General features: G+C 68.3%; 15 protein-coding genes. 6 read left to right on the plus strand and 9 right to left on the minus strand.

The genetic code is table 11. The features are described 5' to 3' along the window. Window positions 1-55 precede the first annotated feature (55 nt). Window positions 56-1,480 carry an SNF2-related protein gene (locus tag ASF41_RS19695; RefSeq protein WP_056496270.1) on the minus strand — a complete coding sequence of 475 codons (1,425 nt, stop codon included), beginning with the start codon at window positions 1,478-1,480 and terminating at the stop codon, window positions 56-58. A gap of 182 nt (window positions 1,481-1,662) precedes the next feature. Between ASF41_RS19695 and ASF41_RS19700 the strand changes: the two genes are divergently transcribed. Beyond that, on the plus strand, window positions 1,663-2,304 hold the full coding sequence (locus tag ASF41_RS19700) for a hypothetical protein (RefSeq protein ID WP_244479723.1): 642 nt from the start codon (window positions 1,663-1,665) through the stop codon (window positions 2,302-2,304). Window positions 2,305-2,310: 6 nt separating this feature from the next. Here ASF41_RS19700 and ASF41_RS19705 read toward each other — a convergent pair whose 3' ends face one another. Then, entirely contained in the window at window positions 2,311-4,365 is a 2,055-nt protein-coding gene (locus ASF41_RS19705; RefSeq protein WP_056496272.1) for a methyl-accepting chemotaxis protein, read from the minus strand. A gap of 485 nt (window positions 4,366-4,850) precedes the next feature. Here ASF41_RS19705 and uvrA point away from each other — a divergent pair, with 485 nt between their 5' ends. The 3 genes from uvrA to ASF41_RS19720 all read left to right on the plus strand — a co-directional run bounded on the left by uvrA (window position 4,851) and on the right by ASF41_RS19720 (window position 10,120). Next, complete coding sequence (gene uvrA / locus ASF41_RS19710; RefSeq protein ID WP_056272472.1) at window positions 4,851-7,826, plus strand: excinuclease ABC subunit UvrA; 2,976 nt, start codon at window positions 4,851-4,853, stop codon at window positions 7,824-7,826. Between the two features lie 511 nt (window positions 7,827-8,337). After that, a complete protein-coding gene (locus ASF41_RS19715; protein ID WP_056211306.1) occupies window positions 8,338-9,297 on the plus strand; it encodes a transporter in 960 nt (319 codons plus the stop codon). 244 nt (window positions 9,298-9,541) lie between these two features. Next, window positions 9,542-10,120, plus strand: coding sequence for a fasciclin domain-containing protein (locus ASF41_RS19720; RefSeq protein WP_056354159.1), 579 nt, complete (start codon window positions 9,542-9,544; stop codon window positions 10,118-10,120). Between the two features lie 94 nt (window positions 10,121-10,214). Here ASF41_RS19720 and hflX read toward each other — a convergent pair whose 3' ends face one another. The 4 genes from hflX to ASF41_RS19740 all read right to left on the minus strand — a co-directional run bounded on the left by hflX (window position 10,215) and on the right by ASF41_RS19740 (window position 15,793). Then, window positions 10,215-11,630: a GTPase HflX gene (hflX, locus tag ASF41_RS19725; RefSeq protein ID WP_056496275.1), complete on the minus strand. Its 1,416-nt coding sequence runs from the start codon at window positions 11,628-11,630 to the stop codon at window positions 10,215-10,217. A 113-nt stretch (window positions 11,631-11,743) separates the two neighbouring features. After that, window positions 11,744-11,998, minus strand: coding sequence for an RNA chaperone Hfq (hfq, locus tag ASF41_RS19730; RefSeq protein ID WP_009866358.1), 255 nt, complete (start codon window positions 11,996-11,998; stop codon window positions 11,744-11,746). A gap of 154 nt (window positions 11,999-12,152) precedes the next feature. Then, window positions 12,153-13,523, minus strand: a complete 1,371-nt coding sequence (locus ASF41_RS19735) for a sigma-54 dependent transcriptional regulator (protein WP_056211300.1) — start codon at window positions 13,521-13,523, stop codon at window positions 12,153-12,155. Beyond that, a complete protein-coding gene (locus ASF41_RS19740; RefSeq protein WP_156653402.1) occupies window positions 13,520-15,793 on the minus strand; it encodes a PAS domain-containing sensor histidine kinase in 2,274 nt (757 codons plus the stop codon). The genes ASF41_RS19735 and ASF41_RS19740 overlap by 4 nt, the downstream gene beginning before the upstream one ends. 299 nt (window positions 15,794-16,092) lie before the next feature. On the opposite strand from ASF41_RS19740, the gene ASF41_RS19745 reads away from it, so the two are divergent. Both ASF41_RS19745 and oxlT read left to right on the plus strand, forming a co-directional pair. Further along, on the plus strand, window positions 16,093-17,691 hold the full coding sequence (locus tag ASF41_RS19745; protein ID WP_056496281.1) for a gamma-glutamyltransferase family protein: 1,599 nt from the start codon (window positions 16,093-16,095) through the stop codon (window positions 17,689-17,691). Between the two features lie 99 nt (window positions 17,692-17,790). Beyond that, complete coding sequence (gene oxlT / locus ASF41_RS19750) at window positions 17,791-19,065, plus strand: oxalate/formate MFS antiporter (protein WP_056496290.1); 1,275 nt, start codon at window positions 17,791-17,793, stop codon at window positions 19,063-19,065. A gap of 72 nt (window positions 19,066-19,137) precedes the next feature. Here the strand turns inward: oxlT and ASF41_RS19755 are convergent, their stop codons facing one another. From ASF41_RS19755 to ASF41_RS19765, 3 genes are read right to left on the minus strand one after another with little or no spacing between them, the layout of a single operon-like run. Beyond that, on the minus strand, window positions 19,138-19,746 hold the full coding sequence (locus tag ASF41_RS19755) for a DUF6886 family protein (protein WP_244479724.1): 609 nt from the start codon (window positions 19,744-19,746) through the stop codon (window positions 19,138-19,140). Further along, on the minus strand, window positions 19,743-21,206 hold the full coding sequence (gene ntrC / locus ASF41_RS19760; protein WP_056354145.1) for a nitrogen regulation protein NR(I): 1,464 nt from the start codon (window positions 21,204-21,206) through the stop codon (window positions 19,743-19,745). Before ntrC ends, ASF41_RS19755 begins: the two co-directional genes overlap by 4 nt. Window positions 21,207-21,215: 9 nt before the next feature. Continuing rightward, window positions 21,216-22,331, minus strand: a complete 1,116-nt coding sequence (locus tag ASF41_RS19765) for a nitrogen regulation protein NR(II) (protein WP_056211472.1) — start codon at window positions 22,329-22,331, stop codon at window positions 21,216-21,218. Window positions 22,332-22,352 lie beyond the last annotated feature (21 nt).

The raw sequence follows: 22,352 nt of genomic DNA on the forward strand, positions 1-22,352 counted from the left end.
CCCTGATGGCCACAACCGTGGCGGTTCGATCCCGTTCCAACGGAACGAGGCCGACCTAGGCCGCCTCGCCGGCCTGCACCTCGGCGATGGCCTGAGCGATCGCGTCGATCAGCCTGGTGTCCTCGCCCGCCATGGCGTCCATCGAGGCCATGCGGCCGACGACGGTGGCGGCGATGCTCTCCTCCACCGTGCCCTCGGCGAGGGCGTAGTAGATCGTCGCCTGCTGTCCGTCCCGGTGGCAGCGGCCCTCGATCTGCGTCAGCTGGATCGCGCTGTGGCGCAGGTCGTGGACGATGAGCGCGCGCGGCTTCTCGCCCCCCGGCAACTCGTGGGCATGCAGGGAGATCGATTCCGTCAGGGTGAAGACGACGGCATCGAGCCCGCCGGTCTGGAAAGCGAGCCGCACGGCCTCGTTCGCCTCGCCCGACTGCGTGCCCGTGATCGCGTCGGCCCGCCAGCCCGCCGCCCGCATCGCCTCGACCAGCGCGGAAGCCGTCTCCAGGAAGGCCACCGAGATCGCTACCGCCTGGCCGTCCTCCATCAGGAGGTCGGCAAAGGCCGTGGTGCCCGAGACCCGGAGCAGACTCGCCTTCTGGCGGAATCGCAGGTCCGCCGCCCAGCCGGCCGGCTTGCGGGTGCTGCCGCCGAGGAGGCCCCATTCCCGGCGGAACTCGCGCCAGGTCGCGTCGTAGAGGCGGCGTTCGGACGGCGTGAGGGCGACCGCGCTCAGGGCGCGCTGCACCTCGGGCCACCCGGCGATGTCGCCGGGGCGCCGGCGCAGGCCGATCGCCCCCTCCCCCTTGAACAGCAGGTCGGCCATCACCGTGCAGTCGCGCGGGTTCGCGTCCCAGGACCAGTTGGTCCAGCGGCCCTTGGCCCGGCCGATCCCGAGGTGCTGCATCAGACCTCGGAAGTCCGCCAAGGTCGCTGTGGGCTGGCCCGCGGCCTCACCCAGCAGGCGCCCAAGATAGGAGAGCTCGTGCGGGGCCTGGCCGGCGGTGGCGCTGAGATAGATCGTGAAGGCGGCCGCATCCGCGATCTGCCGGCAGACGAGGCTCTGCTGGGCGTACGGGTTCCGGATCCGGTGGCTCTCGTCGAAGATCACCAGGGACCAGGTCCGCTTCGGTGTGCCATGCCGGGCGAGCGCATTGTTCTTTGCCCGGGTCGAGCGCCGGTTGCTGGCGGGAGGCGGCGCCATCAGCGCCTTGGTGCGCTCGTAATTGGTGAGCGTCACCGCCTTCTCGCCGAGATGCGCCAACGCGATCGTGCGCCGCCACTGGGGCATCGCGCCCTTGGGACAGACGATGAGGACATCGCGCTCGGGCATGGCCGCGACCGCGCTCCAGACCGACAGGGTCTTGCCGAGGCCGGTCGTGTCGCCGAGCAGAAATCCTGTCCGGCCGGCAGCACGTGCAGCCAGGATCGCGTCGCGCGCCGAACGCTGATGCGGGTGCGGAACCAGGTGTTCACTGGCAACCATCAGGCGACCGGTCCGCGGATGCGATCCGAGCCGGATTTTTTTCTCTTCTCGGCTGCGAAAGCAGGCTCGCGAAGTCTTGGCACAGCCCTCACCATCTTTTGAAAAACTCGGAACTGTTCAGGTTGTGCTTTTGTTAAGGGGTCATCTCGGCGCGCCGTCGGGCGCCTCACCCGGAGACATCGATGCCGACGATCCCGTTCTCCGCAGCCACGCGCATTGTCGCCGCTCCCGTTTTCGGACTGATGATGCTCACGCTTCCGGCGTGCGCTCAGAGCGCCGATGGCGGCCTGTTCGACCTGCTCTTTGCGCCCGCACGGCCGGCCCAGCAAGCCGCGCCCGCGCCCGTGGCCGATCCCGGCTTCGACTATCAGCAGGCCCGTCGCTCGATCCGAAAGGCCACGCGCCAGCGTCCGAAGATCCGCTACGCCGCGCTTCCCAAATCCAAGCCCCTGCAGATCAAGGTCACGGACCGCCAGACCCCGCTCGACATGAAGGCCGGCCCCGCGGCCGCCTTCATGAAGGACGAGACCCTCCGCCCCGGCGATATCGTGGTGATGAAGGACGGCGCGAAGGTCTTCACCGGGCGGCCCGATGACCGGCACACCGTGCGCGACTTCGAGAGCGTCGGGCGCTCCGACTTCGTCGATCGGCGCACCCGCAACCAGCTCGCCGCGATGATGCTGCCGATCGGCGCTCTCCCAGCGGATCAGGCCCGCAAGATGATGGCGCAGGCGCGCAAGGTGATGCCCGCGAGCGTCGACCAATCCGTGAAGCCGGAGCTGACGGCGATGCGCGTCATCAACCCCTGGAAGACCAACCCGTAGGGCGGATCAGGCGGCCCGGACCGTGACCAGGAACCCATCGACTTCCCGGCGCAGGGCCGAGGCCTGACGGGCGAGATCGCTCGCCGCGGTGAGCACCTGCGCCGACCCACTGCGGGCGGAATCCGCCGCTTCGCGGACACCGACGATGTGGCCGGATACGGCCCGGGTGCCCTCGGACGTCAGGACCGTATTGCGGGCGATCTCCTGCGTGGCCGCTTCCTGTTGGTCGACGGCCACCGAGATGTCCTCCGAGATCCGACTCAGGCGCTGGATGACATCGGTGATTCCACCGATGGCCGTCACGGACGCGTCGGTCGATTGGGCGATCTCGCCGACCTTCGCGGCGATCTCTTCGGTGGCCCTGGCTGTTTGGGTCGCGAGGCTCTTCACCTCTGCGGCGACGACCGCGAATCCGCGCCCGGCCTCGCCGGCTCGGGCCGCCTCGATGGTGGCGTTCAGCGCCAGGAGGTTGGTCTGGGCCGCGATACTGGTGATCAGGCCGACGATCTCGCCGATGCTGCTCGCCGCTTGGGCCAGGCGATGGACATCCTCCGCCATCCGCGCTGCATCGCGCTCCGCCTCACCGGCGACCGCGCTCGAGGCCTCGACGCGGTTGCCGATCTCCCGCACCGAGGCGCTGAGCTCCTCCGTGGCTGCCGCCACGGTGTCGGCCGTGGCCGCGGTTTCCGCCGAGGCTGCGGCCACGGACCCACTCAGGGATGACGTATCGGTCGCGGCCTGGGTGAGGGCATAGGCCGCCGTTTCGAGCTGGCTCGCGGAGGCCGACACCGCCTCGACGATCCCGCTGGCCTGGGCCTCGAAGCGATCGGCCAGTGCCACCATCTCGGCGCGGCGGGCCGCCGCGGCGTGGGCGGTGAGGTGGTCGGCTTCCGTGGCGATGCGCCGGCGCTCGACCACGCTGGCCTGGAAGTCGACGGCCGCTGCCGCGATGGCGCGAACCTCGCGGGCGCCGTTCTGCGGGATCGGGCCGGCTTCCTCGCCTCGGCCGATGGCGGTCAGGGAAGCGGCGATACGGGTGAGCGGACGGGCGATGGCGGTCCCGAAGGCGAAGGCGAGGCCGCACGAGAGGACCAGGATCGCGAGTCCCACGGCCATCCAGACCAGGACGCTCCGCTCGGCATCGGCGCGGGCGGCTCCGGCGGCGGCTCCGAGATCCGCGGTGAGCCGGTCCTCGATCGTCTTGAGCGTATCGATGCGCTCGGTCGCGAGGCGGAACCAGGCGGGCGCATCGGTGAAGGCGAGCGGCGTGCCGGGGGGCGTGTCGAGAACGAGGCGGCGGAGACGATCGACCTCCCGGGCCGCGGGCGCAGTCTTGCCGGCATCGAGGAGGGCCACCTGTTCCTGCTCGGCCCCGAGGCGGAACAGGGATTCGTAGGTGCCCTGGCCCGCGCTCAGACCCGCCAAGCGCTCGTGGCCTGCAAGATCAATCTGGCCGGCGCCGAAGATCGCCGAGGCCGCGGCCCGCTCCTGGCCCGCCAGCTCCTTGAGGGCGAGGAACGACGAGTAGGAACTGATGCGGGCGGCGAGATCGGCGCTGGCGGCGACCTGGGAAACCTCGCGCACTAGGTCGAGCGCGTTGGCGATCACCCCCGAATAGAGCCCCATGTTCTGAGCCGGCGTGCGCCCGAGCCCGTCGACCGCCGCGCGGTGGGGGACGATCGCCGCCAGCTGCTCGGTCAGCGCCGCATTGCGACGGGCGACGCCGGCTCCGAAGGCGGCGAGGTCGAGGCCGGCCCGGCCCGCGTCCAGGGCTGCCCGGGCGGCATCGGTCCGCAGGCGCTGCGCATCGAGTTCGGATCGAAACTTGGTCCCCTTGGCGGCGAGATAGAGGCTCGATGCCCCGCGCTCCCGCTGGGCTTCGTGCACCAGGGCGCTGATCTGGCCCGCAATGCCGACGAGGTCCTGCACATGGACCATCCGGGTCCGAGCATTCATCCGCTCGGTGATGGCAAGGCCCACGACCATCGCAAACGCAAGACATGGAGCGAGGGCAACCAGAAGAATCCGAATGCGCAGCGATGAAAAGAGACCGGCGGACATCACATGAAACCTGCTTCGAAACGCTGCGGCACTGTCGGAGCAGCCGGTAAAAGTTGTGTTTCAAATTTATCTTATGATCAATTTTTTGGTCGGTCACTTCAATTTTTAGGCAGGGCGGGTCGGGAGCTTCAGCGAACCATCCAGTTGCTTTGTGACTCCGGCTCGCTCACGCGACCGCTGGACCGCGAAGCAACTGATCCGTCTGCGGAGGCGGCAGGGGTCGGCCCAATCCTCAGCCGAAGCCGCGGGGCCCGCGTCTTCCAAACCGTCGGCAGCGAACTCCCTCACTGCCATTCGGTGCGGTCGCGGCGGCCGAAACCTCTGCCGGAAGGCCGCGATATTGTCCGCGTACGCTTTTTGTTCTAGCTGAAGAGCGGCTATGCGTGGCGCGCGCCTTGCCCGACGCGGTGGTGCGCCCGACATGCCGCAGGGGCTCCGGTCGAGTCCCGACGAGTTCCGCGCCGAAGACGTTCCGAAGAGACTCCATGGCCAAAGCCAAAGCCGCTGCCAAGACATCGCAAGCCGAGGCCGAGCGGGTCGAAGCCAAGATCGAGGCGCTGTTCGACGGGGCTCGCGACGCGCGGGTCATCTCGGTGCGCGGCGCGCGCGAGCACAATCTGAAGAACATCGACCTGACGATTCCCCGCGATCGCCTCGTTGTCTTCACGGGTCTGTCCGGCTCCGGCAAATCGTCGCTCGCCTTCGACACCATCTACGCCGAGGGCCAGCGCCGCTACGTCGAATCCCTCTCGGCCTACGCGCGCCAGTTCCTGGAGATGATGTCGAAGCCCGATGTCGACCAGATCGACGGGCTCTCGCCGGCGATCTCCATCGAGCAGAAGACCACCTCGAAGAACCCGCGCTCGACGGTCGGCACCGTCACCGAGATCTACGACTACATGCGCCTGCTCTGGGCGCGGGTGGGCATTCCCTACTCGCCCGCGACCGGGCTGCCGATCGAGAGCCAGACCGTCAGCCAGATGGTGGACCGCGTCCTGGCCCTGCCGGAGAAGAGCCGACTCTACCTCCTGGCACCGGTGATCCGTGGCCGAAAGGGCGAGTACCGCAAGGAGATCGCCGAGTTCCAGAAGAAGGGCTTCCAGCGCCTGCGGATCGACGGCGAGTACTACGCCATCGACGACGTGCCGAAGCTCGACAAGAAGCTGAAGCACGACATCGACGTGGTGGTGGACCGGATCGTGGTGCGGGCGGACATCGCGGCGCGGCTGGCCGATTCCTTCGAGACCGCCCTGGAACTCGCCGACGGCATCGCCCTGATCGAGTTCGCCGAGACGCCGGAGGGCGCGGCGCCGCGGGAGGCCATCACCTTCTCGTCGCGCTTCGCCTGCCCCGTCTCCGGCTTCACCATCGCGGAGATCGAACCGCGGCTCTTCTCGTTCAACAATCCCTTCGGCGCCTGCCCGACCTGCGGGGGCATCGGCCACGAGATGCGGATCGACCCGGAGCTCGTGATCTCGGATGCCAAGCTCAGCCTGAAGCGCGGTGCCGTCGGTCCTTGGGCGAAGTCGACCTCTCCCTATTACGGCCAGACCCTCGACGCGCTGGCCCGCCACTTCGGCTTCAAGACCACGGTCGCCTGGGCCGATCTGCCGACGAAGGCCCGGGACGTGATCCTGTCCGGCACCGGTTCTGAATCGGTCCGCTTCGCCTACGACGACGGCATGCGCGCCTACGAGGTGAACAAGCCCTTCGAAGGCGTCATCCCGAACCTGGAGCGGCGCTACAAGGAGACCGAGAGCGACAGCTCGCGCGAGGAGATCGCGCGCTTCATGAGCGAGACGCCCTGCGCCACCTGCGGCGGCAAGCGCCTGAAGCTCGAAGCGCTCTCGGTCAAGATCGCGATGCAGGATGTGGGCGAGATCACCGCCCTCTCGGTCCGAAATGCCCATGCATGGTTCTCGGAGCTGCCGGGCAAGCTCACCGAAAAGCAGAACGAGATCGCCTACCGGATCCTCAAGGAGATCCGCGACCGGCTGACCTTCCTGATCGATGTCGGGCTCGAGTACCTGACGCTCGCGCGCGGCTCCGGCTCGCTGTCCGGCGGCGAGAGCCAGCGCATCCGTCTGGCCTCCCAGATCGGCTCCGGGCTGACCGGCGTGCTCTACGTGCTGGACGAGCCGTCCATCGGCCTGCACCAGCGCGACAACGAGCGCCTGCTCGGCACGCTGAAGCGCCTGCGCGACCTCGGCAACTCGGTGATCGTGGTCGAGCACGACGAGGACGCGATCCTGCAGGCCGACTACGTCGTGGATGTCGGCCCGGGCGCCGGCATCCATGGCGGACGGATCATCGCCCAGGGCACGCCCGAAGAGGTGCTGAAGAACCCGGATTCGCTGACCGCCAAGTATCTCACCGGCGAGATGAGCGTGCGGGTACCGACGGCGCGTCGCAAGGGACGGAAGGGCACGCTCAGCCTCGTCGGGGCCCGGGGCAACAACCTCAAGAACGTCTCGGTCGACATCCCGCTCGGCACCTTCACCTGCATCTCGGGTGTCTCCGGCGGCGGCAAGTCGACCCTGATCATCGACACGCTCTACAAGGCGGTGGCGAAATCCCTGAACGGTGCCCTGGAGCACCCGGCGCCCTTCGAGCGGCTCGACGGGCTGGAGCATCTCGACAAGGTCATCGATATCGACCAGTCGCCGATCGGCCGGACCCCGCGCTCCAACCCCGCCACCTACACCGGCGCCTTCACGCCGATCCGCGACTGGTTCGCGGGCCTGCCCGAGGCCAAGGCCCGCGGCTATCAGGCCGGGCGCTTCTCCTTCAACGTGAAGGGCGGACGCTGCGAGGCCTGTTCCGGCGACGGCGTCATCAAGATCGAGATGCACTTCCTGCCGGACGTCTACGTCACCTGCGACGTCTGCAAGGGCCGCCGTTACGATCGCGAGACCCTGGAGGTGAAGTACCGCGACCACTCGATCGCCGACGTCCTCGACATGACCGTCGAGGAAGCCGCCGACCTGTTCAAGGCGGTGCCCACCATTCGCGAGAAGATGGAGACCTTGGCCCGGGTCGGCCTCGGCTACGTCAAGGTCGGGCAGCAGGCGACCACTCTGTCGGGCGGTGAGGCGCAGCGGGTGAAGCTTTCGAAAGAGCTGTCCAAGCGCGCCACAGGCCGCACGCTCTACATTCTCGACGAGCCGACAACGGGACTGCACTTCCACGACGTCGCCAAGCTCATGGAGGTGCTCCACGAGCTCGTCGACCAGGGCAACACCGTGGTGGTGATCGAGCACAACCTCGAAGTCATCAAGACCGCCGACTGGGTCATCGATATGGGACCCGAAGGCGGCGACGGCGGTGGCGTCGTCGTGGCCCAAGGAACGCCCGAGCAGATCGCCAAGTCGCGGGCGAGCCACACGGGTCGATTCCTGCGCGACGTCCTCGCGCGTCGGCCGGTCGCGGCGCCCGCGAAGGGTCGGGCCGCCGCCGAATAGCGCATCGGGACGACGCGAGATCCGACGATTCGCCGAGTCGACCGATCCGAACCGGTGGCGCAACGCATCAACCCGCCGGTCGGGAGCCCGGTCCGACCCGACCGAGCGCGCCGGACTGCGCAATGGTCCGCGGGCGGTTGCCGGATCGTCCTGGGACGGAACCGTAACCATAACAGCTTGAGTGTTCAGCGGTATTTTGCCGTTCCAGGTCTTCGCGGAGGCGCGAAGACGTCGGCCAACCTGCTCAAAAGGTTAACAAATCCTTCCGCTGCACTGCACCGAAAATGCGACTTTTGCGCAACGGTCGGATCCGAACTGCCCCGTTTCCAAGCATTCCTCTGTCCTTCCGCGGCGTCCTGTAGAATAGTTCTCGACGTTGAGACTTGAGAACGGGCCGCAAGGGGGGCCGCCGGATCCACTGCAAACAAGCTGCGAACAAGCGGCGCATCGGCAGAATGGTTCGGACGGCTGCGTGGCGGACGCCTGAAATCCTTGGGAAGGAAGAGTAAAAATGTCGAAGAACTGGCTCGTTGCCGGAGCGCTCGCGCTCACGGTCGGCATGACCGCCACCGCATCCTACGCGCAGACCACGACGGTTCCGGGCGAGCAGGTCGGCCTGGCCACCGGCGCCCCGCTGCCCGAGGGCATCTATGCGCTGAACACGTTCGTCTTCCAGTCGCGGGACAATCCGTCGGCCGTCGACGTCGGTGTGAACGTCCCGGTGCTGGTCTGGTCGACCCCGTTTGTTCCCTTCGGCGGCCGCGTCGAGCTCCTCGTTGCTCCCCCCACCGTGTTCGCCTTCGGCAAGCGCGGCGGCCCCACCGGCGTGCGTGATCTGTCGATCAACGTCGGTACCTTCGTGGGCGGCATCTGGGCCTTCGATCTCGGCGGCGGCTTCGGCGTCAGCTTGCTCGGCGGTGTCTACCTGAACGAGCTGAACGGCGACCGCGGCGTTCTGGTGCAGAACAACGGTGTCCTCGGCGCCGGCGCCGTGCTGCCGCAGCTCTCCTCGAACACCTACCGCGCCGGCATCGCAGGCAGCTACACGGCTGATGGCTGGAACATCACCGCCAACCTGACCGCCAACTTCTACGACTCGCCGTCGTCGTTCGGTGGTGGCCGGAACTTCGGTACCGTCTACACCCTGTCCGACTCGCTCAACCTCGACCTGACCGCGACCAAGAAGTTCGGCAAGTTCGAGATCGGCGCCATCGCCTACGGCACCGTCAACTTCGACACCAGCCTCGGTCGGGTCGGCACCGTCAACGCCGCCTTCAACGATCGCGGCCGGTTCCTGATGGGCGGCCTCGTCGGCTACGACTTCGGGCCCGTCACCGCGCAGGTCTACGTCGCCCGCACCGTCGCGACCACCAGCTTCGACAGCACCGAGATCTCGGGCCGCCTGATCGTTCCGCTGTACTCGCCGACCCCGGTTGCCGCCGCTCCCGCGCCGATCATCCGCAAGTACTGATCCGACGTCCGGCGGCGGGGCCTGGCCCCGCCGCAGAGGGGATCGCGCAAAGCCCGTCCGACACCTGTCGGACGGGCTTTCGCGTGTTCGGCGACAGAGAGCGCATTCGAGCCGGTGCCTCGCGGGTGAGAGAAACCCCGTCCGCCCTTCAAGCAATCCGCCGACGTCTGAAACTTTATCCGACCGTCCTCCGTACCGGACGATGATGCCCACGAAGGGGCAATCGTTCCAGAGGATACGCTCCATGATCACGCGTCACGCCCGTCGCCCGGTGGCTTCCAAAATCGCCGCCGTCGTGCTCGCCTTCTCCGTCGGCGCCACCTTCCCGGTCGCGGCCTTCGCCAAGAACCCGATGGTCGGCGGTGCGCCGATGTATGCCTCGAAGAACATCGTCGAGAACGCGGTGAACTCGAAGGACCACACCACCCTGGTCGCCGCCGTGAAGGCCGCCGGCCTCGTCGACACCCTGGCCAGCCCCGGCCCGTTCACGGTGTTCGCGCCCACCAACGCCGCCTTCGCCAAGCTGCCGGCCGGCACGGTCGAGACCCTGGTGAAGCCCGAGAACAAGGCGACCCTGACCAAGATCCTGACCTACCACGTGGTCCCCGGCACCTACACGGCCAAGGATCTGATGAAGCTCGCCAAGGATGGCGGCGGCGAAGCGCAGTTGAAGACGGTCGAGGGCGAGCCGCTGACCGTCCAGACCAAGGGCAAGAAGGTCTACGTGACCGACGCCAAGGGCAGCACCGCCACCGTCACCACCGCCAACGTGATGCAGTCGAACGGCGTCATCCACGTCATCAACGGCGTGCTCCAGCCCTGATCGTTTCGGGCCCTCGGCGCCACTGACGGAAACGCCCGCGATCCGGAAGGATCGCGGGCGTCACGCGTTCAGGGACGAGCCGTCGGAAAGGTCGTCAACTCACCCGATTGAGGCGGCGCGCGCCCTCGAAGCGGTTCAGGAAGCGTGGCTCCTTCTCGGGCGCGATGCGGATGGCGAGGTGCATCGTGCCGCCCTCCTCCTCGCGCCGGTCGAGCACCTCGGCATTCTCGTAGAGCCAGTGCAGGGCGGCGCCGTCCTCCGGCGGCAGGACCACCGCGAAGGTCGAACGCTGGCGCGCGATCCGCGCCTCGATGCGCGCCGTCAGGACACCGAGCCCCTCCCCCGTTAGGGCCGAGACCAGCACCGGGGCATCGCTGTCCCGATCGCTGCGTCCCTGTCCGCTGAGATTCAGGAGGCGGGTTCGCTCATCCGCATCGAGGAGATCGGCCTTGTTCCAGACCTCGATGATGCGCGAGGCCGAAGTCTCGATCCCGAGCTCGCGCAGAACGGAGCCCACATCCTCCGCCTGGGCGGCGCTGTCCACGTGAGACACGTCGCGGACATGGAGCAGGATGTCGGCGTGGATCACGTCTTCTAGGGTCGCCCGGAAGGCTGCGATCAGGGAGGTCGGCAGCTCCGAGATGAAACCCACGGTGTCGGAGAGGATCACGGTCTCGCCGTGCGGCAGCTTCGTCGCCCGCGCCGTCGGGTCCAGGGTCGCGAACAGCATGTCCTGCGCCATGACCTGGGCCTTGGTGAGGGTGTTGAACAACGTCGACTTGCCGGCATTGGTGTAGCCCACGAGGGCCACGATCGGGTAGGGCACCCGTGCCCGGCTCTGTCGGTGCAGGCCGCGGGTGCGGGTCACGCTGTCGAGTTCGCGCTCGATCTTCGTCATCCGTTCCTGGATCATGCGCCGGTCGGCCTCGATCTGCGTCTCACCGGGACCGCCAAGGAAGCCGAAGCCGCCCCGCTGTCGCTCCAGGTGGGTCCAGGACCGGACGAGGCGGCTCTTCTGGTAGGCGAGATGGGCATGCTCGACCTGCAGCGTGCCTTCGCGAGTCGAGGCGCGCCGGCCGAAGATCTCCAGGATCAGGCCGGTGCGGTCGATGACCTTGCAGCCGAAGGCCTTCTCGAGGTTGCGCTGCTGCACCGGCGACAGGGCGCAGTCCATCACCACGAGACCGATCTCGCGGGCGCGAATCACGCCGGCCAGCTCCTCGACGCGTCCCTTGCCGAGATAGGTTGACGGGCGGATCCGCTGCACCGGCGCCACGATGGCTTCGACGACGTCGAGCTCGATGGCGGCCGCGAGCCCGGCGGCCTCGTCGAGGCGCGCTTCGGTGGAGCGCAACGCTTCCGGGCTGCCGCCGGAATTGCCCCGGGCTGCGGCGGCGGCGCGCCCGAGATAGGGTCCGACGACGAGGGTGTGGGTTGCCGCCGCGATGTCACCCTCGGGGGCGGCCATCGCCTGGAGCCGGGCTTCGCCGGGCGTCATCGGTTCAGTCATGAAGTTCTTTGTTCAACCCTGTCCTGCGTGTCTTCAGGACAATGGGCGCTTGCCGGCCCCAGACAAGGGCGCGGCAAACCTTTCCGGCCGGACGGATGCAGTTTCCCGCGCGCTCAGGCCTTGTCCGGCGCCGTTTCGTCGGGCTCGAACAGCTGCACCGGGTGCCCCGGCATGATCGTCGAGATGGCATGCTTGTAGACGAGCTGCGAATGGCCGTCCCGCCGCAGGAGCACGCAGAAATTGTCGAACCACGTCACCACGCCCTGAAGCTTGACGCCGTTCACGAGGAAGATCGTGAGCGGAATCTTGTTCTTGCGAACATGGTTCAGGAACGTATCCTGGAGGTTCTGAGCGCGCTCGCCCGCCATTTTTTCTTATCCTTGGTTCGCATCGCCGCCCGCCGTAATGACGGGTTCTCATCCGTTGGTCTCGCATGCCCCGACGCGCTGCGCAGCAGGGCGACGGTGCGGGAACATTACACGTGTATCGCGGTCGCGATGCAAGTGCATCGCCGCGGTGTTCTCAGGGGCCGATCCCGAGCGACTTGAGTTTTCGGTGGAGTGCGGAGCGCTCCATGCCGATGAACTCCGCCGTGCGGGAGATGTTGCCGGAGAATCGGGCGATCTGCGCGATCAGGTACTCGCGCTCGAAGATCTCGCGGGCCTCGCGGAGCGCCAGGCTCATCAGCTTCTCGCCGCCCGACCCGTTCGGCGTCGTCGGCACCAGGGCGCCGATCTCGGTGGGCAGCATCTCGGAGGTCACTTCCTGATCCGGATCCGTGTGGGTCAGGATCATCAGGCGTTCGACGTTGTTGCGCAGCTGGCGGACGTTGCCGGGCCAGTCGTGCGACTGGAGGACCGCCATGGCGTCCTCGGCGATGCGCCGGCGCGGCAGGCCGGTGGCGCCCGAGATCTGCTCCATGAAGAAGGTGATCAGTTCGGGCACGTCCTCGCGCCGCTCCGACAGGGATGGCACCCGGATCGGCACCACCGAGAGGCGGTGGAACAGGTCCTCCCGGAAGCGGCCCCCGGCGATCTCCTCGGCGAGATCGCGCGACGAGGACGAGATGATGCGGACATCCACGTGCACCCGCGTCGTGCCGCCGACGCGCTGGAAGTTCTGATCGACCAGGACGCGCAGGATGCGGTTCTGGGTCTCGCGCGGCATGTCTGCGACTTCGTCGATGTAGAGCGACCCGCCATGGGCCTCCTCCAGGGCACCGACCCGGCGCGCCCGGCCCTCCCCCGCCTCGACGCCGAACAGCTCGGCCTCCATCGTGTCCGGTGTGATGGTGGCGGCGTTGATGACCACGAAGGGCCCGTTCGCCCGGGCCGACAGGGCGTGGAGGGTGCGTGCCGAGAGCTCCTTGCCCGAGCCCGGTGCCCCGAGGATCATCACGCGGGCGTTGGTCGGCGCCACCCGCTCCACGGTCTGGCGCAGCTGGTTGACCACCACCGAGGCGCCGACGAGCCGGCTGGCCTGACCCGACCGGGCCTTGAGGTCGCGAACCTCGCGCTTGAGGCGCGAGGCTTCGAGGGCGCGCTCGGCCACCAGGATCAGCCGGTCGGCCTTGAACGGCTTCTCGATGAAGTCGTAGGCGCCGGCCTTGATCGCCGCCACGGCGGTCTCGATGTTGCCGTGGCCCGAGATCATCACCACCGGCAGGTCCGGGTGGCCGGCCTTGATCTGGTCGAGAACCTGCAGGCCGTCGAGGCGCGAGCCCTGCAGCCAGATGTCGAGGAAGACGAGGTGGGGCCGACGGGACTCGATCGCCGCCAGGGCCTCGTCCGAACCGCCGGCGGTGCGGGTGCGATGGCCCTCGTCGTCGAGGATACCGGCCACGAGGTCGCGGATGTCGGCTTCGTCGTCGACGATGAGGATATCGGCGCTCATGACTGGATCTCCGCGATTGGGGGGGCCGTCCGCGCGGCGCCCTTCTCATCCTGCGCAGAGGGGTTGCCCTCCGGCGGCGTGTGGTTGGCTGAGTCTCGGACGGGGGCGGCGCTGGTGTCGCGCGGGACGCGCAGGCGCACGCGCCCTCCCCGACCTTCCGGATTGTCGTTCAATTCGATCCCGCCGCCATGCTCTTCGAGGACTTTGCTAACGATGGCCAGCCCCAGGCCGGTACCACCCTCGCGGGTGGTCATATAGGGCTCCAGCAGGCGCTGGCGCCCCTCGATGGGAAATCCCTTGCCGTTATCCGTGACCTCGATGATCACGAACCCCTCTTCGAGGACGAGGCGCACGTCGACCTTGCCGTGGCCGAGTTCGGCCTCCGGCATGGCCTGCACCGCCTCGACGGCGTTCTTCAGGATGTTCGTGATCGCCTGGGACAGCAGGCGGATGTCGAACGCGGCCAGGATCGGCTGATCGCCGTCCTCGCCGAACGAGAATTCCATGTCGGGATGCGCCACCCGCATCATGAACAGGTTCTGGCGCGTGATCTCGCTGAGGTCGTTCTGCGCGATGGCCGGCTTCGGCATCCGTGCGAAGGACGAGAACTCGTCGACCATGCGCTTGATCTCGTCGACCTGGCGCACGATCGTCGCCGTGCACTGGTCGAACACCTCCTTGTCGGTGGTGATGACTTTGCCGTACTTGCGCCGGATGCGCTCGGCCGAGAGCTGGATCGGGGTCAGCGGATTCTTGATTTCGTGGGCGATGCGCCGGGCGACGTCCGCCCAGGCCGAGGTGCGCTGGGCCGAGACGAGATCGGTGATGTCGTCGAGGGTGACGACGAAGCCGCGGGCGCCGCCCTGAGCCTGCTCGCTGGTCACCCGAACGGTCACGGTGCGCTCGCGGCCTTCCCGCGTGAGCTGAATCTGCTGCTGCAGGGTGCGCAGGCGCGCCTCGCCGCCCTCTGGGAACAGCGCCTGCAGCTCGGGTACCGCCTGGGTCAGGGGTTTGCCGACGATCGCGTCGGCCGAGAGCCCGAGGGTGCGCTCCACCGACGGATTGGCGATGGTGACGTGCCCCGCCGCGTCGACGCCGAGGACGCCGGGGGAGACGCCAGCCAGCACGGCCTCCGTGAATCGACGGCGCCGGTCGATGAGATCGCTGGCCGCCGTCAGACCGTCATGCTGGCGGCGCAACTCCTGCGTCATCTTGTTGAAGCTCTCGGACAGGTGCGCGAGGTCGCCGTCGCTCTTGCGGGCCGGCACCTGGGCGTAGAAGTTGCCCGAGGCGACCTGGTCGGCGGCGTTGATCAGGCGCCGGATCGGCGCGACGAAGCGGTTGGCGAAGTTGAGGCCGAACCACACCGCCGAGAGCAGGGCGATCAGGGCGATCAGCACGAAGACCGAGGCGAAGCTGATCTGGATCGAGCGCTTCAGCGAGTCGTAGGTCAGGTACTCGGCGGCGGCCGCCCGCGACACGCCTGGGAATTCGATGGCGAGCTGGCTCACCTCGCGCTGCACCAGCAGCACGGCGCCGTCATAGGCCGGCATCCGCATGAGGGCGGCGAAGATGCGCCCCTCGCTCGGTACGAGGCAGATCGGATCGGTCGATTTCGCCGCGTCCTCGAAGGCCGCCGCCGAAGGCAGGCGGCGTTCCTTCAGCGTATCGATCTTGGCGCGCGCCACCACCTCGTTCGGGCCGCGCATGATCTCGGCCACCGGCAGGCCGAGGGCCGTGGCGCGGGTGGTGAGGAAGCTCTCGAACCAAGCGCGATTCACGTCGAAGTTCGGCCGTGCCCGGGTGAGGTCGTCGGCCAGGATGCGGATCTCGCGCGCCAGGCTCTGGCACTGGTTTTCCTGATAGGCATCCGCCACCTCGACGGATTTGAGAACCACGTCGCGGACCCGGTCGGTGAAGCCGAGCGACAGGCCGCGATCGATGGTCACCGCCGCCACCACTGCGAGGAGCACGGTCGGCAGGATGGCGATCAGGCTGAACAGGCCGACGATGCGGGTGTGCAGGCGGGCCACCGCGGCATTCGTCCGCCGCGCGTAGAGGAAGACCCGCGCCTCCCAGGCGATGATCACCACGAGGCCGAGGACGAGGAAGACATTGATGCCGAGGAGGGTCAGTCCCACCGTCGGCGTCGGCGTGACCCGGATCACGCCGGCCAGGATCAGAAAGGTGGTGATGGCGGAGACCAGCGCCGTGATGACCACCAGCGCACCGATCAGGCCTGGGCCGCGCGGCGGGGGACGCACCGTCATGGGTGATCGGTCGGCCCCGTCGGTCTCCGCCGGATCGGCGGAGCCCGAACCCTCCCGGGAGGCCTTGAAATTGTGGGACGAGCGGGGCCACGGCATCGCTGATGCGTCGCCACAACAGTGTGGCGAAATTAATACGAATTGGGCACGAAGGAGGGTTGGAATCTTCTAGAACGCGGGGCGCCTCTCGGGCCCGAAGCCGCCGTCTGCGCCGATGGGCCCGGCGCCCCGACCAGCCCGACAACGATCGACGCCCCGTGAAAATACATTATCCTTCGGCGCATCCTCACGCAGAGATCACCATGTCCAACACCCCCGTCTTCGCTTCGGCCGCGGTCGCGGCGCCCCACCGCCTCGCCGCCCAGGCCGGGCAGCACGTCCTGGCGCAGGGGGGCAACGCGATCGAGGCGATGACGGCCATGGCCGCCGCCATCGCGGTGGTCTACCCGCACATGAACGGGATCGGCGGCGACGGCTTCTGGCTGGTACGCGAACGCGGCGGGCGGGTGCGCGGCATCGAGGCTTGCGGCCCGGCCGGCCAGAACGCCACGATCCGGCGCTACCGGGAGAAGGGCTACGAGGTCCTCCCGTCCCGGGGCCCGGATGCGGCGCTCACCGTGGCGGGCGCCATCGGCGGCTGGCGCCTCGCCCTCGACCTGTCGAAGGCGCTGGGTGGCCGCCTACCCCTCTCCACCCTGCTCGCCGACGCGATCCGCCATGCCCGGGGCGGCGTCGCGGTCTCGCCCTCGGAGGCGCGCTACGTCCCGAAGGAGCTCGACACGCTCCACGACCAGCCGCACTTCGCGGAGACCTTCCTCGACGGCGGCAAGCCGTTCGCGGCCGGCGCCCTCCGCAAGCTGCCGGCGCTCGCCGGCACTCTGGAGCAACTGGCCCATGCGGGTCTCGACGACTTCTACAGAGGCGACCTCGGGCGCGAGATCGCCGCCGACCTCGAACGCCTCGAAACGCCCGTGACCCGGGCCGACCTCGAAGCCTATGCGCCCCGCGAACGCGCGCCGCTCGCGATCCGCCGCCGGGATGCCATGCTCTACAACTTCCCGCCGCCCACCCAGGGCATCGCCGCGCTGTTGATCCTCGGCATCTTCGACCGCCTTCGGATCGACCGGCCCGAGACCACCGCGCATTACCATGGGCTGATCGAAGCCACGAAGCGCGCCTTCGCGATCCGCGACCGGATCGTGACCGACTACGATCGGCTGGCCGTCGACCCCGCCAGCTTCCTGACGCCGGAGCGCCTGGACCGCGAGGCGGCACAGATCGACATGCGCCGGGCCGCGAGCGTGCCCCTGCGCAACCCCGGCGAGGGCGACACCGTCTGGATGGGCGCCATCGACCGTGACGGCCTGGCGGTGTCCTACATCCAGTCGATCTACTGGGAATACGGCTCCGGCATCGTGTTGCCGAAGACCGGCATCCACTGGCAGAACCGGGGGACCTCGTTCTCCCTCGACGCCACGGCGGTGAACCCACTGGAGCCCGGCCGCCGCCCGTTCCACACCCTGATTCCGGCCCTCGCCTGCTTCGACGACGGCCGCGTGATGTCCTACGGCAGCATGGGCGGCGACGGGCAGCCGCAGTTCCAGTCGCAGATCTTCGCGCGCTACGCCGATTACGGCATGGACCCGGCGGCCGCCGTCGACGCGCCGCGCCTTCTCTACGGCCGGACCTGGGGGGCCGAATCCCTCACCGTGAAGGTCGAGGACCGCTTCGACCCCGCCTGCATCGCCGCGCTGCGCAAGCTCGGTCACGAGATCGAGGAACTCGGCGGCGCCTACATCGATTCCCTCGGCCATGCCGGCATGCTCGTGCGTCACGCAAGCAACGGCGCGATCGCCGCGGTCCACGATCCGAGATCCGACGGTGGTTCGGAGGGGCTGTAACTTCCCCTGATCTTCGCGGCTGGGTTGCGTCATAAGACGAGATAGAACAACGACTTGGCACCATCCTTGCGAAGGCCGGTCCATCGCAAGGAGCGAATAATGGATACGACCCTTTCCCGCCAACGCTGGCTGCAACTCGGCCTCGGGCTGATCGCCATGATGGCGATCTCCAGTCCGCAGTACGTCTGGACGCTCTTCACCAAACCGCTGATCGCGACGACCGGCTCGACGCTGCCGCAGATCCAGTGGACCTTCACGATCCTGATCGTGCTGCAGACCTTCTTCTCGCCGGTACAGGGCTACCTGATCGATCGGTTCAGCCCCAAGCTGATGATCGCGCTGGGGGCCGCCCTGTCCGGCCTTGGCTGGGTCCTGGCTGCCCGGGTCGACACCCTTCTGGGTGTCTACGCCACCTATGGGCTGTTCTGCGGCCTCGGCACCGGCATCGTCTATGTCGGCATCGTCGGCCTGATGGTGAAGTGGTTTCCCGACCGGCGCGGCTTCGCCGTCGGCGTGGTCGCGGCCGGTTACGGCATGGGCGCCATGCTGAGCACCTTCCCGATCAGCGACATGCTCACCGCATCGGGCTACCGTCACACGCTCACGGTGTTCGGCATCGTGCTCGGAGCGATCGGAGCGCTCGCGGCCCTCGGTCTGCGCGCACCGCGCGCCGGTGAGGTTCTGCCGCCCCCGGCCGTCAACCTGTCGACCTGCGTCCACGACACCCCCCCGCGGGTGATGCTGCGGACGCCGCTGTTCTGGCTGATGTTCGTGATGATGACGATGATGTCGACCGGCGGCCTGATGGTGGTGGCCAACTTCGCCTCCTTCGCCCGCGACTTCGGTGTCGCCGATGCGATCATCTTCGGCTTCGTTGCCCTGCCCTTCGCGCTGACCTTCGACCGCATCACCAACGGCCTGACCCGCCCGTTCTTCGGCTGGGTCTCCGACAAGATCGGTCGCGAGAACACCATGGGCATCGCCTTCGCGGCCGAAGCGGTGGCGATCGCCCTGCTCCTGGTGTTCCGCGAGAACGCCTACGCCTTCGCGCTGCTCTCCGGCGTGGTGTTCTTCGCCTGGGGCGAGATCTTCTCGCTGTTCCCCTCGATCCTTACCGACACGTTCGGCACCAAGCATGCCACGACGAATTACGGCTTCCTCTACATGGCCCAGGGCATCGGCTCGCTCTTCGGCGGCCCGATCGCGGCTTGGATCTACGCCGTGCAGGGATCGTGGCTGCCGGTCTTCGCGATCATCATCACCCTCGACGTGCTGACCGCGATCCTCGCCTACTTCGTGCTGAAGCCGATGCGTCGGCGCTGGCTCGACGGAAGCGTCGAACCGGTGCTCGTGTGCAAGCCCGCCATGGCCTGATAGGCGACACAGCGAGAGCGCGGCGGCGACGCGGACGGGGCAACCCGTCCGCGTTTCGCTGTGCGGGGATCGTCAGGGCCGATGGGCGATCGGCCGAGGCGGTCCGCCCTCGGGGGTTACCCAATCCTGTGCGTTCCGGAGGCGAATGCCGCTGGCGTGCAGGCTCGATCGCCAGATCTGCGCGAGCGGGGTGAGACGGGGCAGCATGCGAAGCTCCAAACCCGCCATCGCCATTGCAGCCGGCAGATCGGGGAGGCTGTCACGGCTGTCCGGAATGACAGCGCGCCGCGAGACCCAGGTGCCGGGATCTCCGGCAGGCTCGAACGCTTCGGATGGCATCCCATAGCGGTGGAGCGTCCCGGATCGGATCCGGTCCATCCAGGCTTCTTCCACATAGGCGACGGCGCGGCCCGCGACGTCCCCGAACCAGGTCCGCCGGTCCTGCGGCGAGGTCTCGGCGGTCGGCCAGATCACGATCCGGGGACAGTCGCGGGGGAAGAGGTAGAGCAGGCTGTGGGCGGCGTCGATCGCCCAGACCAGGGGGCCGTTCAGCCAGGCCCGGTCCGGACCGCGATCGATGGGGACCCGAACGGGACGCGGCACGAAGAGCCGGATCGCCGGATCCTCGCTGAAGTGGAACAGGCCGGGTGCGCGCCCCGCGGCGTCGCCCGGGCGGGTCACCGCGCGTTGCGGAAGACCTGCAGGTCGAGGTCTCGGACCTTCTTGCGCAGGGTGTTGCGGTTCACGCCCAGCAGCTCCGCCGCCCGGATCTGGTTGCCGCGGGTGGCGGCCAGCGCCGCACCGATCAGCGGCCCTTCGATCTCGCGCAGGATGCGGTGGTACAGGCCCGGCGGAGGCAGCGTGTCCCGGTATCCGCTGAAATACTCGGCGAGGTGGCGCTCCACCGCCCCCGACAGCGTCTCGGCCTCGCCGGGTGGCTTGCGGGCGCCGGCCGCGCCGTTCGGCTGGCTCTGGGCCAACGGCAGGGTGTCGAGCTCGGCCTCGATGACGGGCCCGGTGATCGTCTCCTGCGGGTAGAGGGCCGCGAGGCGCCGGACGAGGTTCTCCAGCTCGCGGACATTGCCGGGCCAGCGATAGCGCTTCAGCCGCTCCATCGCCTCGCCGTCGAGCTGCTTGCGGCTCAGGCCCTCGCGCTCCACCAGGATGAAGAAGTGGCGGATGAGGTCGGGCACGTCCTCGGAGCGCTCGCGCAGGGCCGGCAGGCGCAGGGGCACCACGTTCAGCCGGAAGAACAGGTCCTCGCGGAAGATTCCCTGCTGGATCGAGACCCGCAGGTCCTTGTTCGTCGCTGCGATGATGCGGACGTTGGTCTTGATCGGCACCCGGCCGCCGACGGTGGTGTACTCGCCCTGCTGCAGCACGCGCAGGAGGCGGGTCTGCGCCTCCATGGGCATGTCGCCGATCTCGTCGAGGAACAGCGTGCCGCCCTCGGCCTGCTCGAAGCGGCCGGCCGAGCGCGACAACGCGCCTGTGAAGGCTCCCTTCTCATGACCGAACAGCTCGGATTCGATGAGGTCGCGCGGGATGGCGGCCATGTTCACGGGCACGAACGGGCCGGTCCGGCGCCGTCCGTAATCGTGCAGCGCCCGGGCGACGAGCTCCTTGCCGGTGCCGGACTCGCCGGTGATCATCACGGTGAGGTCGGTCGGCATCAGCCGGGCCAGCGCCCGGTAGATCTCCTGCATGGCCGGCGAGCGCCCGACCAGGGGGATGTCCTCGTTGCCCGGGTCGGCCCCGGCGGGTGCGGTGCCGCGCGGACGGGACAGGGCGCGCCCGACGATGGCGATCAGCTCCTTCAGGTCGAAGGGCTTGGGCAGGTATTCGTAGGCGCCCCGCTCGGACGCGCGGATCGCCGTCATGAAGGTGTTCTGAGCACTCATGACGATGATCGGCAGCTCCGGCCGCACCCGCTTGATGCGCGGCAGCAAGTCGAAGACGTTCTCGTCCGGCATCACCACGTCGGTGATGACGAGGTCGCCCGCGCCTTCGGCGACCCACCGCCAGAGGGTGGCGCAATTGCCGGTCGAGCGGACCTCGTACCCGGCCCGCGACAGGGCTTGGTTGAGGACGGTGCGGATGGCGGCGTCGTCATCCGCGACGATGATGTGTCCGTTGGGCATGACGCGACTCTACAGCTCCGCGGACGATTCGCGCCCGTCGCGGGCGCTCGACATGGGGAGAAGAAGGCGGAACGTGGTTCGGCGGGGGACCGGATCGCACTCGACGATCCCGCCATGGTCGCCGATGATCTTGGCGACCAATGCAAGTCCGAGGCCGGAGCCTTGCGCCTTCGTCGTGACGAAGGGATCGAACAGGTCGGGCAGCAGGTCCGCCGAGACGCCGGGACCGTTGTCCCGCACAGCGACCTCGATCGGCAGGCTGACGCGCTCGCGCGACCCCGGCACCTGCAGGCGCAGGCCGGTGCGGAAGGCCGTCGACAGGGTGATCTCGCCGTCGACCGCGTCGGCGCCGATGGCCTCGGCGGCGTTCTTCACGAGGTTCAGGATCACCTGCACGAGCTGGTCTCGGTTGCCCAGCACCGGCGGCAGGGAGGGATCGTAGGTTTCGACGAAGCGGATATGGCGGGCGAAGCCCGACTGTGCCGAGCGCTTCACCTGGTCGAGCACGCCGTGCACGTTGACCGAGCCGCGCTCCACCGGGCGCTCGTCCCCGAACAGCTCCATGCGCTCGACGATGCGTACGATCCGGTCGGATTCGTCGCAGATCAGGCGGGTCAGGAGACGATCGTCCTCGTTGCCCGACTGCTCGAGGAGCTGGGCCGCCCCGCGGATGCCCGCGAGCGGGTTCTTGATCTCGTGGGCCAGCATGGCGCCGAGCGCCACCATGGAGCGTGCGGCGCCCCGATGGGTGAGCTGGCGGTTCATCTTGTCGGCGATGGTGCGTTCCTGGAGCATGAGGACCACGGCTTCTTCGTCGTCGCCCAGGGGCGTCGCGAAGACGTCGACGCTGCGCTCGAGGCCCGAGCGCGGCTGCACCAACTCCACCCCGTACTCGCTGACGCTGGCCCGGCGCCGCCGCACCTCCGCCACCAGGGCGATGATCGGCGAGGCGAAGGGGATGATGTCCGAGAGGCGCCGCCGCTGCATCAGCCGGGCGGAATGATCGAAGAAGGTCTCGCCGGCATGATTGACGTGGAGGATGTGGTCGTCCGCCCCGACCGTCAGGACCGGCAGCGGCAGGGCGTTGATCACCGCCTCGTTGGTGGGGATGGCGTCGGGTCGCATGGCACCGCCGCGCCCCGAGAT

It is taken from the genome of Methylobacterium sp. Leaf111 (genome assembly GCF_001423285.1).
Lineage (GTDB): Bacteria > Pseudomonadota > Alphaproteobacteria > Rhizobiales > Beijerinckiaceae > Methylobacterium.